The organism is Cellulosilyticum lentocellum DSM 5427 (assembly GCF_000178835.2).
Taxonomy (GTDB): Bacteria; Bacillota; Clostridia; order Lachnospirales; family Cellulosilyticaceae; genus Cellulosilyticum; species Cellulosilyticum lentocellum.
The window spans coordinates 4,009,661-4,024,643 of sequence record NC_015275.1; the positions used below are offsets into that span (position 1 = coordinate 4,009,661).

The window sequence follows — 14,983 nt, forward strand, 5'->3', positions numbered from 1 at the left end:
TTGTGGTAATTTATTTCTACATTTTAATAAATTCTTCCAGCTTTTTTATTACCAGTTTTTGCTTTGCCTTGAATCTCTGGAACAGGTTCCATAGCATTTTTGTTATAATGCCCTTTACTATTACTTTCTGTGCCATGAGGTTCATTAACTCCTGGTCTTCTCATACCAGCTTTAGCCATGTGCTCGCCTCCTTTTTATGCATCTCTTCATTAGTATGAGATACTCAGTAGCAATTTATTCTTATAGCTTAAAGCTTACTTGTTGTTATGCTGCTTTTCTTTTCTTTTGAAATGCCACCTGCCATATGGTCTAACTTTGATCCGACAAAAGCCGCTCTCATAACTGCATCTTCCCCATATTTATTTCTAATGGTATCTATTGCTTTATCTAGTTTCTCATTCTTCTTATTCTTAGGTGTTTCAAATAAATTAAATTGATGATGGCTTTCTTTCTCCAATTTTGTTGTATGCACGCCTAATTGCCTAATAGGTGTTTTGTGATCCCATAGTTCTTCAAATACTTTACAAGAATACTTATATAATTCTTTAGTCACTGCTGTTGAGCTTGGTAATACCATTTGATGTGATTTTCTTTCAAAAAAAGTATCTACAATACTTACTGCCAAACAACTAGCTTCTACCTCTGCTGCTCTTAATCTAGTGCCTACTGTTTCGCACAAGGACAATAATACGAGATAAGCACTCTCTACCGAATTCACATCATACGGAATTGTCATAGAATTTCCATAGCCTTTATGAGGTGCTTGTTCTTCCTCTACTGCTGAAGCATCTACACCATTAGCATATTGATGAATAATCTCACCCTGTTTTTTTAGATGAAGCTTCAATAATTTCACATCAGCTTTTGCTAATTCGCCAATAGTTCTAATTCCTAATAATTTTAAACTTTTCTCCGTTGCTTTCCCTACGAAGAAGAGTTCACCTACAGGTAATGGCCACATTTTCTTTTCAATTTCACTTGGAAATAAAGTATGCACCAAATTGGGCTTTTCTAATTCTCCTGCCATTTTAGCTAGTAACTTATTACAAGAAATCCCTATATTAACTGTAAAACCTAGTTCCTCATAAATTCTATCTTTAATCTTATAAGCTATATCCAAAGGCTTTCCATATAATCCTTCCGTCCCTGTCATATCTATATATGCCTCATCTATAGAATATTGCTGAACAACTGGAGAATACTCCCTTAAAAGTGTCATTAGCTTATTAGAATACTCTACATATACACTAAAATTAGGCTTTACAATAGTAAGTCCTGGACATTTTCTTAATGCTGCCACAATGGGTTCTCCGGTGACAATCCCATACTTCTTAGCAGAAGTAGATTTTGCTAAAATGACCCCTTTACGCTTTTCTATGTCCCCTCCAATAGCAGAGGGTATATCCCTTAAGTCTATTTCTTCTCCTAAAATTTGCTTTCTATAACTTGCTTCCCAACTTAAAAAAGCTGAATTAACATCTACATGAAAAATAACTTTCTCTGCCATTTCACCACTCTTCCAATCGAACATACGTTTGATGTTATTGTATCAAAATCTACTCTCTATGTAAATACCTATCTCCCTAGTACGAAAGTATACTACTATCCATATTTATTCCTGCGTGGAAAGCTAATTCACCATAATCTTTATCATTTTATATTAACCTTTTTTCTTCCTACTACATATAATGACTATAGACACTCCTTTCATAAGTCCGAAGGAGGGATACTATGAAAAAAGAAGCTATTCACTGTATTTTATGGTTTTCCATTTTTTTATTAGGCATTACCTTTACTATCTCTGCTACTTTACTACAGACTCTTCCTAACTCCAGCAAAAGTGCATTACTCCTCTTTTCTATTTGCTTCATTATCATTGGTTTAATCGCCTCTGCTGTTCATTATAGAAAATATGTAAAAATCAAAACCCTTATTGATCATCATGCTCCTGTGCTTGCACACTGGACTTATGATATTAGTAGTTCTTCCACACTTAAAGCAGCTTTATCTGAACAGAAAAATAATACTATTTCTACAGCTATCTTAAGCTTAATACTTGGAATTATCTTTTCTCTTGTGTTTGCTTATAGCGGCGGTACTCATATCCTTTACACAGGATATACCCTTGCTATTTTAATTATTCTTGCATTCATTATAGGTATTCGATGCATACTAACTTACTACGAAAAAGCTTTGAAAATTCCTACAGAAGTCGTTTTTGGAGAAGACTCTATTTACTTTATGAATCAACTTTATGGCTTACAAAAATCTATTTATTTTCTCGAAAACGTCATTATCACTCAAGGCCCAGAAGCTGTTCTTCAACTCGTTTATGGTCAATATGATATAGATGATACACCAACTTATATCATTTCAATCCCCATTCCAGCAAATAAACTTCAAGTAGCCGAACATTTGCGCAAATACTATCTAGATCTAATCGCTTATGAATAATCATGGCTAAAAACAAGAAGGAATGTTACTAGGTAACATTCCTTCTTGTTTTTAGAGGTGTTATTCTATTAAAAATAAAAATCCGTCTGGGAGAAAATGAGGGAGAGGGCGTAACGATAACAATTCATCTTTTTTCTTGAAAACACTTCAGGAAAGTAGCTTTATGCGTTGTTGTTGCTAGAACTGAGAGAGAGTGACTGTCCTGACGGGGTGACTTCGGAGTATTTTCAGTAGGCACTTAGTGAACGTTTTGGATGGTACTTAGCCCACGTGTTTGAGGGAACCGAGTTTGTGGGCGTTCATCCAAAAAAGTGAGCTTAGTGCCTACTGAAAATGCGGAGCGGAACCACGTAGGATAGTCACCCTCTCTCAGTTCCGCCCAAACAACCCGTAAAGTCACCGACAAATTTTACTTGCCTCTTACCATTCTTAAAGCATAACCCACATTCTTTCCTAGAACGCGAATAGAATTAATAACTGCTAAAAGTGAAACGCCTACGTCTGCAAAAATAGCTAACCACATATTTGCAATTCCTAAAATCCCTAGTACAAGTACAATTACTTTAACCCCTAATGCAAATACAATGTTCTGGGTTACAATTTTTCTAGTACGTTTAGCAATGCTCATCACATCAGCAATGGAAGATAATTCATCTGTCATTAATACAATATCAGAAGCTTCAATAGCTGCATCTGAACCTACACCACCCATAGCAATACCTACATCTGCTCTAGCAAGTACAGGCGCATCATTAATACCATCTCCCACAAAAGTAACTTTACCACCTTTTAAAGCTTCTTCTAATTTCGTTACTTTATCTTGAGGTAAAAGCTCTGCATGAACTGTATCAATGCCTACTTCATTACCAATCTTATATGCATTTTCTTTTTTATCTCCAGTTAGCATAATCACTTTTTTAATGCCACCTGCTTTTAATTTGGCTATAGCAGCTTTACTGTCTGCTTTAATTTGGTCAGCTACTACTATGCATCCAAGATACTGCCCATCTCTTGCTACATAAACATGAGAGCCAATCTCCTCTTCTTGTTTATAATCAATTTGATAATGTGCCATTAACTTTTCATTTCCTGCTAATAATACTGAGTCACCTTGATTAACGACAATCCCTTCACCACTTATTTCTTTATACTCGCCTATGATCTCCTCAACTTTTAGATTACCATAAGCACTTACAATAGATTTGGCAATAGGATGATTAGATTTTGCTTCAATACGTGCTGCTAGTGCTAAAAGTTCTTCCTTTGCCATTCCTTGAGCAATGATTTGACTTACACCAAATTCACCCTTTGTAATGGTTCCTGTCTTGTCAAATACAACTGTATCAATTGTATTAAGCTCTTCTAAATAGTTACTTCCTTTAACCAAAACACCAACTTGTGCTGCTGCACCTATTCCAGCAAAGAAACCAAGAGGTACAGAAACAACTAATGCACATGGACAAGAAATAACTAGAAAAATAATACTTGAGTAAACCCAGTGTTGCCAGTTTCCTGTGATTAAAGAAGGTACAATTGCTGTTAAAACGGCTAAACCTACTACAATAGGTGTGTACCATCTAGCAAATTTAGTAATAAAATTCTCAGACTTAGACTTTTTACTACTAGCATTCTCAATAAGTTCTAAAATCTTTGAAACTGTACTATTTTTAAAGCTAGTTGTAACTTCTACTTTAATAACACCTTCTTTATTAATAGAACCGCTTAAGACCTTGCTTCCTAATTGTGCCACAACAGGTAGCGCTTCACCTGTAAGCATTGATGTATCCAAAGTACTTGTTCCTTCTATTACAACACCATCTAGTGGTAATTTTTCTCCCGCTCTTACTTCAATAATCTCACCTTTTAAAACTGCTTCTGGTGATACCACCTGTTCTTTTCCATTACGAATGACTCTAGCAAAACTTGGACGAATATCCATAGCCTTTTCGATTTCTTTTCTAGAGTAATTAACAGCTTTACCTTGAAGGTATTCACCTATTTTATAAAACACCATAACCGCTACTGCTTCTGGATATTCACCAATTGCAAAGGCAGCTATTGTTGCAATAGTCATAAGGAAGTTTTCATCTAGCATTTTACCTTTTACAAAATTCTTAGCTGCATTAATGACAACATCATAGCCTACACAAATATATGCTATGATAAGAAGAATGGATTGGTCTAAAACAGCTCCTATAGCAAGTAAAATAATACTTACTATTAATAAAGTAGGCTCTAATTTCTCAGATTCCAAAAAACTTTTGATAGCATTATCCCTTTTATCCTTAGGAACTGAAGTAAGCTTTTGCCCATTTCTACTCAGTCCTCCTTCATTATTATGTGTATGACATTCACAGCTTCCTTCATGGTCATGAACATCACAATGACAATCCTCATGAGGTGGTGCTATATATACCTCTTCTTCATCTACAACACTAAGGATCTTAATACCTTTTTCTATCTCATCAGCTAGCTTCTCTACGTCTTTTCTAAGCTTTTCCTCTGGATAATGCTCCGCTTCCTCTTCTTTAACATGAATAGTGAGTTTCTTTAACATAAAGTTCAAAATAGCTTCTTTAATATAAGGCTCTTTATTAAGTCTTACTTCTATTTTATTACCACAGTTGGCACAATCCAAATTCTCAATTCTGAATATATACTTCATACTTCCACCTCTTCTCATATGAATGATTGCTCATATATTTACTTATATATTATGCCTACTTTATTCATTTGTCAACATTATCTCTTAAATACAAATATTTTTTATTTATCTTCTAAATAAAATGAAACTTTTAGCTTTATATAAACGTCTAAATAATAAAATCAAATTTTAGGAGGTATTTATATGTTATCTAAAAAACTTACTATTACCCTTATAGGGACATCTATTTTACTTTGTACATCTCTTATTGCCGCTCCAGCTTTAAAGCATGTTAAAGCCATGCTTAATCCAACAGTTCAATATACCTTAGATGGCAATACTATTTTAAAGGGTACACAAACACTTAACTACAATAATAAGAACTATGTTTCTGTAGCTGAGCTCGCAAATGCACTTGGGCTTGAAGTAAGCTACAAGGACAATGTGGTAAGCTTTGTAACACCAACTACTCCTGTAACTCCAGAAACACCAGCTTCTGAAAGTATAACCATTGCCAAAGCTACTATTAAAGAAATTTCTCTTGAAACTAAACAAGTAACTATCTTACCTGAAGGTAAAACTGATGAAGTAAACAATTACATAGTTTTAAATATTGGTGATGATACCCACATCAAACATTACCTTAACAAAGCAATCTACAAAATCAATGATTTAAAGACTGGAATGACTATTAGTGCTACTCATAGTCCTGCTATGACACGTTCTATTCCTCCTCAAACAGCTGCCTTTACCATTACCATCCTTGAAGAAGATTCATCTACTGAAATTACTTCTGAAGCTATTACTTTAGACAAAATGGTAGTTGCAGAAGTAAACCATAAAGAAAATTACTTTACAGTAACACCTCAAGGTGCTGATGCAAAAGATATTAATGTACAAACTATTATTAGGTATGATCAAAAAACTAAACTCAGCTTTGATGACAGTTCAAAACAATCTAATATTAATTCACTTAAAGTAGGTTCACTTGTTACACTTCGTGTAAGTCCTGCTATGACACTCTCTATTCCTCCACAAACTTTTGTGTTAGAAATTCAAGTACATTAATTACACTTAACCGTATGAAAAAGGTTAGCTTCCATGTATAATAACTACAGAACTTGCTTTTACGCAAGATTACATTTAAGGAGGCTTACAATGATTAATACTTTAACAACTAACCTAATGAATTTCATTGATGCAAGTCCAACTATGTTCCATACCATTGCATCTTGTAAAAATATTTTAGAAACAGAGTCCTTTTGCTATTTAGAACCTAATAAACCTTGGAACCTTCAAGTAGGTGGCAAATACTATACGACGCTTAATGATTCTGCTCTTATTGCTTTTGTTATTAACTCTAACGATTTTATTAATGAAGGCTTTAAGATCATTGGTACTCATGGTGATGTACCTGGCTTTAGAATTAAACCAAATGCTGAAATGAATACAGATGGCTATGTTAAACTTAATACAGAAGGTTATGGTGGTGCTATCTTAAGTACTTGGTTTGATAGACCCCTCTCTATTGCTGGTCGTGTGGCTTTAAAATCTGATGATTTACTTCATCCAGAAACACACCTTGTAGACTTAAATAGACCTATTGTTATTATTCCAAACTTAGCTATTCATATGAATCGTGAGGTAAATACAGGCGTTAACTTTAATAAACAAAAGGATACACTTCCAATTCTTACCTATACTCACGAAGCAGTTAAAGAATCTTATATCCTTGAAGTATTAGCCGAAGCACTTAACGTTAAAGCTGAAGATATTCTTGATGCTGATCTTTTCCTTTATCCTTTTGAAAAAAGTATGTGTGTAGGTTTAAAGGAAGAATTTATCTCAGCACCAAGACTTGATGACCTCTCTATGACTTATAGTGGTTTAAATGCCATCCTTCATAACAGCTCACAAAAAGGTATCTCTATGTTTGTTTGCTTTGACAATGAAGAAGTAGGAAGTCACACAAGACAGGGTGCAGATTCTCCTTACTTAATTCGCACCTTAGAACGTATTCTTTTAGCTTTTGGTAAAACGAGAGAAGAGCTTTTCATAGCTCTTGATAACTCTTTTATATTATCTGGAGATGTAGCTCACCTTTCTCATCCAAACTATATGGAAAAAAGCGATCCTACTAATAAAGTACTTCCTGGTAAAGGGCCTGCTATTAAAGTAAATGCCAACTTTAGTTATAGTACAGATAGCGATTCTGCTGCTGTATTTGCTGGTATTTGTAAGACTAATAATATTCCATACCAGACTTTTGTTAATCGTTCTGATGAAAGAGGCGGCTCTACTATTGGTCCTGTAGCAGCCTCTCACTTAGGAATCCGCTCAGTAGATATTGGAACACCAATGCTTGCTATGCACTCAGCTAGAGAACTTATGGCAGCTGAAGATTTTATTTATACATGTGAAGCTATGAAGGCTTTCTTTAGCCTATAAAAGGTCAAAATAAAAGTCCTGATAGGAAATTTCTAGATTTCCTATCAGGACTTTTTTATGCTTACAAACTTTTGTTTTGAAGTTTATTTAAGTAATATATAAGTTGCTTTTTCTTCCTTTGTAGTCTCAAAAGAATCTTTTGTTGACTTTGTAGTTGATACTTGGAAAAATCTCATCGTATTTTCTTCATCGCCATCTTCACCAACCAATCGATACGTAATAATACTTTCTTGTGGGTAATATTTTTTTAGAATTTTACTGAAAATAATCGGCATATTATCATAGGTATAATTCCCATCATCTAGCATGTAATATCCAAAACTTCTAGCTACTTGCCCATCAAATATAATATAATACCAATCTTTAATGACTAGACCATTTTCTGTTTCTATATAAGTAAGTACATCTAATTGATCTGGAATACCTTTCTTCTGATTTTCTATAAAGTTGTCTAGCTTATCCCAATTAAAAGCCTCTTCAGTACCATCCTTTATACCTACTCTATAAGTAGCACTAGTTTTAGCCTCTTCTAATGTAAGTGGCTTTCTATTTTTTTGTGGAAGCTTGTCTAAATCCTCCCCTAAATCTGGTGTTTTAAAGCTGGATAAAATCTGATTAATTTCTTCCTTATTCACTTGTTCCAAATCAAAAAAGAGAGCATAGCCGTAAGGTGGCGGATTCGGTAAATCATAAAAAACATATTGTATATAAGAGGTTTTACCATCTTTTTTATACTGTGTTTCTATTAATGGCACGCTATAGCCCTGTATACTGGTTTGTTCAATCTCTCTCCCTTTTACTGGCAAGCCAAAGACATTAAACGCGTCCTCCATGGATATTTTATTGTTTATTAATCGCACTCCCCCCATTCTTTGATTATCTTTATATAGCCAATTAATACTAGAATAAACATCTTGCCCCTCACTATCTCCTTGATTAAAATTTTGTATTGTCCACTGCTCAGGTACCCTTATTTCATATCCACTTATCATTAATACCTGTTTATCTTCTGTTTCCTCTTTTATTACACCAGTAGGTTGTTGACTCTCTAATTTTAAATCTTTTTCGCCTATATCTTCTATGCTTGCCTTTTCTAAAGGCTTTGCTACTTCTCTTGTAATCCCTACACACCCACTTACTAAACCAATGCAAGTAACCATAATAAATGTTACCAAGCCTTTTTTCTTCTTATGCCCATTAACTATAACTTCAAAGCGTTGTTTTAAAGTTTGCTTATTGCCTCTAAACTGTGTAGAAAGGCTTATACTTTTTTGATGAGAGCTATCTGCCACCTTTAAAATAACTTCCATATAACTCTTCTTAGTCTCAGGTACTTCTCCCTTTAAAACCCGACTGTCACAAACAACTTCTAAATCTTCTTCTGCATATTTAGCCATAATATGTACTAATGGGTTAAACCAATGTATTCCCCTTACACTTATTAACAATAATTTATACCATAGGTCCCCATATTTATAATGTAGTAGTTCATGCTTCAATATAAAATATAATTCTTGTTCCTCATACTTCTTACTAGGTATTAAAATGTTAGGGCGCCAATAGCCCATTACCATAGGTGAATCTATCTTTTTACACACTTGAATTTCAATAGGTTTTGTAATATGGAGTTCTCTGCAGATTTCTTTAAATACCTGGTTAATAACCTGGTCTCTACTTGTCTGGTTCCATCGTTTACATGATTTACGAAAACTTAGGTATAGCACCAAGTGATAACTTAGAAACAGTGTACTGCCTATTAGCCAAAAATAACTTAGGAGCAACTTTAGAGTACTTTCTACATACTTGCTATTATCCCCCATCTTTAAATCTTCTATTTGATGTTCTAATTTACCTTTATTTATTGAATCATTACTTGTTAAGCTACTACTTAATTTTTCATTTGTTGAATCCTTTTCTGTGGTTAATCCCACTAAAGCCTCAGCTTGAGAGGCATCTATACTTTGTGCCAGTATTTCTTCTTGCTGATAATTTTTAAATAAACTTTCACCTATCTGTATTAAATTCATTTGTGCTCCCCAATTAAAAGGAATCAATAATCTTATGGCTAAAACAAGCCATATACCGTACCACCATTTAAGTGCAATTTTCTTATACAAAAAGGACCTTAACATCAATAAAACAATAATCATACCGCCTATCACAATCGATAAATCTATTGTACTAAGCCAAACCTCCCCTAACATGCTTAGCCCTCCCTTGTATTTTCATCAATAAAATCTTTCAGTTCCTTTAAATCTTGCTCTGTAATAGTATGTCCATTGTATAAAGCTGCTATAAGACTTTTTACAGAATTACCATGTAGTCTTTCAAGAAAAGATTTGCTTTCATTTTGTAAATAACACTTTTCATCCATAATGGCTGTATAAACATTAGATTTACCTACACGCTCACTTTGTATAAATCCCCTCTCTACTAAACGTGCCAAGAAATTGAGTACTGTCGTATTTCCCCAAGTCTTCACACCTTTTAATTGCTTCATAATATAAGCTGAGGTTACTTCCTCATTAGCTTCCCATATAATTTTCATAATCTCTAATTCTGCATCTGGTAATCTCTTTATCTGCTCCATTTTTTCTTCTCCTTCGACAAACGTAGAACATTCTCTCATCTCTCACTCTACACTTGTCGAACATATCTGTCAATAGCCAAATACCTATGTATATTTTCATTTATTGCACTCTTTTAAATTCCGTATATTTATAAGCTTTTGTTTTAAAGTCTATTTCTTCATGTATGCCAGTTTCTTTGCCTTCTATAAATAGCTGAACATCATAAGGTCCATTAACTTTACCTGATATTAATCTGTCAGTCCAAAAATAAATATTTATATCATGCATACCTTGCTCTAATTCTACTAATGGATCTACATGTATCCTAGCCATTGGTATATTCGGAGGGTTCATGTAACCTTCTTGAAAAAAAGACCATTTCTTTCCAGAATCATCTTTTTTTATCAAATCTCCACCAATTCGGTACTCATCCTCTTGAGTAATATTTACCTTCAGCATTACTTTTATATAAGTACCCAATTCATTATTCTCTAATTCTACTACTTGGCAAGTTACATATTTGTCAAAAATATTAGGAATTGCTGTCACTTCATATTGCTGTATATCGATATATTTTATCTTTTGATTTTTGAGATTTACAAATAAGCTTATAACTACAACTGAAATAATTGTAGACGAACATAGTAAATAGTTTTTTTTCATCTATTTTCTCCACTATTAAATTTTATTACCCAAATTAATTATACAAATATTCAATCAATAATAAAAGACTAAATTAAAATTTGTCTTAGGGTTTATCAGAAAGGACGTCTGGGAGAAAATGAGGTTAGTCTATAGTATACATTTTATATATGCACAAAATTATATATTTAAGTTCTTACTTATATTTCTAGGTATTTATTTCATTTTTTATTAGGGATTCGGATTTCTGACCACATATATAGAAGTGTAAAAACAAATTAAATAACTTCCCACGGCAAATTACCACAGCTTCAACCTGAGGAACTGACCGGGTCAGCCAAGTCTCAATCTATTGTTATAGGTACCTCTGGACTTAAGGAAAATGTTCACTGGTGCGCTGCAAGGAAGGCGCCACTTATAAGTTGTTTTAAATGTTTTTATATCTTGCATTACCAAATAAAGTTTTAAACCAGAGTCTTAAAGCCTTAGTTTCCTATCATAAGGGTGCACCGGCTAAGACAATAAGAGCTCCTCACTCATTGGTTTGACTTTCATCACTAGTCTTAGTAGGCACTAGGTTATAACGCATACGTGCTGAGGAGCCATTTTGCGCCTTGATTAGGGTCTATTTAGCTAGTTATGAAAGTTAATTTCCAGAGTCTGGACCAAGGAAACACATCTTCGAGTATATATAGTACTTGGAGATGTGTTTTTTTGTGTTTTTTTGCGTTCTTTAATTGCTATTAACATGATTTGTCGTTACGCCTTCTTCCCAGGCTGCCTCAATGTCGTGGATGTTTATGAGTTCAATAACGTTTGTGAAAATGAGGGAGAAGGCTGCCTGGAAGAGTGACTTGGGAGAATTTTTTAGAGGCACTTGGCGAACGTTTTGGATGGGTTTTAGCATGAGTGTCTGACCAGCGGGAGTTTTCATGCGTTCATCCAAATAAGTGAGCCTAGTGCCTCTAAAAAATTTGAACCGGAACTCTGGAAGGTAGTCCTCTCCCTCATTTTCCTCCAGACGTAATTCTCCATAAACACCGAGACAAGTTTCTGTTTGTTTAACATTAACACATAATCTTTTACTTTTAGATACTTTCCATAAATTTCTCAATATTTTAAGCAAAAAAATCTATCTCCACTTTTCTCCCTATAGTTAGTGTTTTATTGTATAATATGTATTAACTATTCTAACATCTACATGTTTCTTTAGGATGGATTCTAAGATTTTATCTTATATATCATTGGAGGTACACCTATGTCATATGGATTTAGTAAAGAAAAATTTAAAGGCGAAATATTAGACCACATTAGAAACTTCTCACGTAAAACTCTAGAAGATGCTTCTCCCCAAGAACTTTATCAAGCTGTTGCTTTTGCTGTGCGTGATGTCATAACAGATGAATGGATTGAAACACAGCATGCTTATAATACCAAAACTCCTAAAACACTTTACTATTTATCCATGGAATTCTTAGTGGGTCGTGCTCTAGGTAATAATCTTGTAAACATGGGCATTATGTCAAGTGTACAGGAAGCTCTAGAAGAACTTAACATTAAAATTGATATTAATAAAATAGAGGATCAGGAACCTGATGCTGGTCTTGGAAATGGTGGACTTGGTAGACTTGCAGCTTGCTTTTTAGACTCTCTTTCCACACTTTCTTATCCTGCTTATGGTTGTGGTATTCGTTACAACTATGGTATTTTCAAACAACAAATTGAAGATGGTTACCAAGTAGAATACCCAGATGATTGGTTAGCTAACGGTAATCCTTGGGAAGTTAAACGTAATGATAACGCACAAGAAATCAAATTCGGTGGCACCGTACGTAATTATATGGACGAGAATGGCAGACTACACTTTGTTCAAGAAAATTACGACTCTGTTTTAGCAATTCCTTATGATATGCCAATTGTTGGTTACAAAAATGGCTTTGTCAATGCCCTTAGACTATGGGATGCTGAAGCTCCTCAAAAGTTTGTACTTCGCTTCTTTGATCAAGGTGCCTATGAAAAAGCCGTAGAACAACAAACCCTTGCTAAAACTTTAGTGGAAGTCCTCTATCCTAATGATAATCACTACAAAGGTAAAGAGCTTCGTTTAAAACAACAATACTTCTTTGTATCAGCCACTGTTCAACAAGCTGTAGCTAAATTTAAACGCACTAATCCTAATATATATATGCTTCCTGAAAAAGTAATTTTTCAAATGAACGATACTCATCCAGCTATTGCAGTAGCTGAACTTATGCGTATTCTCTTAGACCAAGAAGGACTCACTTGGGAAGATGCTTTTGACATTACAAGCCGCACTTGTGCTTATACAAATCATACAATTATGATTGAAGCTCTAGAAACTTGGCCTATTGACTTGTTCCAAAAATTACTTCCTCGTATTTATCAAATTATTGAAGAACTTAATAGACGTTTCTGCATGGAGCTTAGAGATGTTTATCATCAACCAGAACATATCATCCACAATATGAGTATTATTTGTGATGGCCAAATCAAAATGGCCTATCTTGCTATTGTTGGAAGCTTCTCTGTTAATGGTGTAGCTGCTATTCATACAGAAATCCTAAAAAATAATGTACTTAAAAACTTCTATAATATTTATCCAAATAAATTTAACAATAAAACAAATGGTATCACTCAAAGACGTTGGTTAGGTCATGCTAATCCTGAATTAGCTACCCTCATTACAGATACAATCGGTGATAAGTGGTATAAAGACCTTACCCATTTAAAGAAACTGGTACCATATAGTAAAGATAAAGCTTTTATAGAAAAATTTAGAGATATTAAATATAACAACAAGGTTCGTCTTGCTGATTATATTAAAGAACATAATGGTATTGTTGTTAATCCTGATTCTATCTTTGACGTTCAGGTTAAACGTCTTCACGAATATAAACGTCAGCTTATGAATGTTCTTCATATTCTTATGCTTTATAATGAAATTAAAGCTAAACCTAATGGCAATTATGTACCTCGTACCTTTATTTTTGGTGCCAAGGCTGCTCCTGGTTATACTAGAGCTAAGCTTATCATCAAGCTCATCAATTCTGTAGCTGACTTAGTTAATAATGACCCTATGACAAAAGATTACTTAACAGTTGTTTTCATCGAAAATTACTGTGTATCTAATGCAGAAATTATTATTCCAGCTGCTAATGTTAGTGAACAAATTTCTACCGCTAGTAAAGAAGCTTCTGGTACAAGTAATATGAAATTTATGCTTAATGGCGCTTTAACTATCGGTACCCTAGATGGTGCCAATATAGAAATTTTCGAAGAAGTTGGTAAAGATAATATCTTTATCTTTGGGTTAACCTGTGAAGAAGTTCTTAATCTCTATCAATCAGGTCAATATAATCCATGGGATATTTACCATAACGATTCTGAAATTCATAGTATATTGAACCTACTTATTAATGGTGCACTTTCACCAAAGAATCCTGGCCTCTTTGTAGAATTGTATGAGTCTCTATTAAATAGAGCTGGAGATAATTTAGCTGATCCTTATTTTATTTTAAAAGATCTTCGTGCTTACCATACAGCTCAAAAAGCTTTAGAGTATGCTTATTTAGATGAAGTCACTTGGAATCAAAAAGCTATCATTAATACGGCTTGCTCTGGTAAATTCAGTTCTGACCGTACGATTAAACAATATGCTGATGAAATTTGGGGGCTAAAACCACTAAAAATAAAATAAAAATATATTCACATTAACTCCTTATAGTCATGCTATAATTGAAATATGAATTTTTTAATGAAGAGGAGTGATGAACATGAATTACAAAGTCCTAGTTGGTATCACTATCCAAGAAAACAGCCGTCGTTTAATCGCAGAAGGTTTTAACCTCTCTCAATCTATAGATGCACCACTTCATATTTTGCACATTAGGAAAGGAGAAACCATCTTCGACAGGCCAGAAAGCAGTGAGCTCCTCTCCGACCTCTTTGCGTATGGTGGTGAATTAGGTGGTGAAGTTCACTTCCTATGTAGTAATAACATTCCTGAAACGATTACGAGTTTTATTAAAGAAAATGATATTACCCACCTAGTCATTGGTGAAACACCTAATGGTAATACTATTTCTCCAGGCTCTAGTGTATATGAACAACTGAAATCACAGATTGGAGATATTGAAATCGTTGTACTTCCCAGGGAAATAATTGAAGATAAAATGGCTTAAGTATAAAAGAGTGGCTATTATAC

Annotated in this window: 12 protein-coding genes; 5 read left to right on the forward strand and 7 right to left on the reverse strand. The window is 34.0% G+C overall.

Features of this window, described 5'->3' with window-relative positions:
- Positions 1 to 23: 23 nt before the first annotated feature.
- Complete coding sequence (locus tag CLOLE_RS23375) at positions 24 to 179, reverse strand: hypothetical protein (protein ID WP_013658628.1); 156 nt, start codon at positions 177 to 179, stop codon at positions 24 to 26.
- A gap of 68 nt (positions 180 to 247) precedes the next feature.
- Positions 248 to 1,507 carry a DNA polymerase Y family protein gene (locus CLOLE_RS18405; protein WP_013658629.1) on the reverse strand — a complete coding sequence of 420 codons (1,260 nt, stop codon included), beginning with the start codon at positions 1,505 to 1,507 and terminating at the stop codon, positions 248 to 250.
- Positions 1,508 to 1,731: 224 nt separating this feature from the next.
- On the opposite strand from CLOLE_RS18405, the gene CLOLE_RS18410 reads away from it, so the two are divergent.
- Positions 1,732 to 2,454: a hypothetical protein gene (locus CLOLE_RS18410; RefSeq protein WP_013658630.1), complete on the forward strand. Its 723-nt coding sequence runs from the start codon at positions 1,732 to 1,734 to the stop codon at positions 2,452 to 2,454.
- Between the two features lie 409 nt (positions 2,455 to 2,863).
- Here CLOLE_RS18410 and CLOLE_RS18415 read toward each other — a convergent pair whose 3' ends face one another.
- The gene (locus CLOLE_RS18415; protein WP_013658631.1) at positions 2,864 to 5,119 is read right to left on the reverse strand and encodes a heavy metal translocating P-type ATPase; all 2,256 of its coding nucleotides are present in this window, start codon (positions 5,117 to 5,119) and stop codon (positions 2,864 to 2,866) included.
- Positions 5,120 to 5,302: 183 nt separating this feature from the next.
- Here CLOLE_RS18415 and CLOLE_RS18420 point away from each other — a divergent pair, with 183 nt between their 5' ends.
- Entirely contained in the window at positions 5,303 to 6,166 is an 864-nt protein-coding gene (locus tag CLOLE_RS18420; RefSeq protein ID WP_013658632.1) for a hypothetical protein, read from the forward strand.
- A gap of 90 nt (positions 6,167 to 6,256) precedes the next feature.
- The gene (locus tag CLOLE_RS18425; protein WP_013658633.1) at positions 6,257 to 7,546 is read left to right on the forward strand and encodes a M18 family aminopeptidase; all 1,290 of its coding nucleotides are present in this window, start codon (positions 6,257 to 6,259) and stop codon (positions 7,544 to 7,546) included.
- Positions 7,547 to 7,629: 83 nt separating this feature from the next.
- On the opposite strand, the gene CLOLE_RS18430 is transcribed toward CLOLE_RS18425, so the two are convergent.
- The 4 genes from CLOLE_RS18430 to CLOLE_RS18445 form a co-directional block, all read right to left on the reverse strand.
- A complete protein-coding gene (locus tag CLOLE_RS18430) occupies positions 7,630 to 9,750 on the reverse strand; it encodes a M56 family metallopeptidase (RefSeq protein WP_013658634.1) in 2,121 nt (706 codons plus the stop codon).
- A 2-nt stretch (positions 9,751 to 9,752) separates the two neighbouring features.
- Positions 9,753 to 10,136: a BlaI/MecI/CopY family transcriptional regulator gene (locus CLOLE_RS18435; protein ID WP_013658635.1), complete on the reverse strand. Its 384-nt coding sequence runs from the start codon at positions 10,134 to 10,136 to the stop codon at positions 9,753 to 9,755.
- A 100-nt stretch (positions 10,137 to 10,236) separates the two neighbouring features.
- Positions 10,237 to 10,779 (reverse strand): hypothetical protein, encoded by a 543-nt coding sequence (locus tag CLOLE_RS18440; RefSeq protein WP_013658636.1) that lies wholly within the window; start codon positions 10,777 to 10,779, stop codon positions 10,237 to 10,239.
- A 712-nt stretch (positions 10,780 to 11,491) separates the two neighbouring features.
- Positions 11,492 to 11,872: a hypothetical protein gene (locus CLOLE_RS18445; protein ID WP_162145091.1), complete on the reverse strand. Its 381-nt coding sequence runs from the start codon at positions 11,870 to 11,872 to the stop codon at positions 11,492 to 11,494.
- A gap of 144 nt (positions 11,873 to 12,016) precedes the next feature.
- Between CLOLE_RS18445 and CLOLE_RS18450 the strand changes: the two genes are divergently transcribed.
- Positions 12,017 to 14,476 carry a glycogen/starch/alpha-glucan phosphorylase gene (locus CLOLE_RS18450; RefSeq protein ID WP_013658638.1) on the forward strand — a complete coding sequence of 820 codons (2,460 nt, stop codon included), beginning with the start codon at positions 12,017 to 12,019 and terminating at the stop codon, positions 14,474 to 14,476.
- Between the two features lie 76 nt (positions 14,477 to 14,552).
- The gene (locus CLOLE_RS18455; protein ID WP_013658639.1) at positions 14,553 to 14,960 is read left to right on the forward strand and encodes an adenine nucleotide alpha hydrolase family protein; all 408 of its coding nucleotides are present in this window, start codon (positions 14,553 to 14,555) and stop codon (positions 14,958 to 14,960) included.
- The last annotated feature ends 23 nt before the right edge of the window (positions 14,961 to 14,983 follow it).

Coding starts and splice junctions, on each gene's coding strand:
- CLOLE_RS23375 (WP_013658628.1), bottom strand. CDS start 179: ATGGCTAAAGCTGGTATGAGAAGACCAGGAGTTAATGAACCTCATGGC.
- CLOLE_RS18405 (WP_013658629.1), bottom strand. CDS start 1,507: ATGGCAGAGAAAGTTATTTTTCATGTAGATGTTAATTCAGCTTTTTTA.
- CLOLE_RS18410 (WP_013658630.1), top strand. CDS start 1,732: ATGAAAAAAGAAGCTATTCACTGTATTTTATGGTTTTCCATTTTTTTA.
- CLOLE_RS18415 (WP_013658631.1), bottom strand. CDS start 5,119: ATGAAGTATATATTCAGAATTGAGAATTTGGATTGTGCCAACTGTGGT.
- CLOLE_RS18420 (WP_013658632.1), top strand. CDS start 5,303: ATGTTATCTAAAAAACTTACTATTACCCTTATAGGGACATCTATTTTA.
- CLOLE_RS18425 (WP_013658633.1), top strand. CDS start 6,257: ATGATTAATACTTTAACAACTAACCTAATGAATTTCATTGATGCAAGT.
- CLOLE_RS18430 (WP_013658634.1), bottom strand. CDS start 9,750: ATGTTAGGGGAGGTTTGGCTTAGTACAATAGATTTATCGATTGTGATA.
- CLOLE_RS18435 (WP_013658635.1), bottom strand. CDS start 10,136: ATGGAGCAGATAAAGAGATTACCAGATGCAGAATTAGAGATTATGAAA.
- CLOLE_RS18440 (WP_013658636.1), bottom strand. CDS start 10,779: ATGAAAAAAAACTATTTACTATGTTCGTCTACAATTATTTCAGTTGTA.
- CLOLE_RS18450 (WP_013658638.1), top strand. CDS start 12,017: ATGTCATATGGATTTAGTAAAGAAAAATTTAAAGGCGAAATATTAGAC.
- CLOLE_RS18455 (WP_013658639.1), top strand. CDS start 14,553: ATGAATTACAAAGTCCTAGTTGGTATCACTATCCAAGAAAACAGCCGT.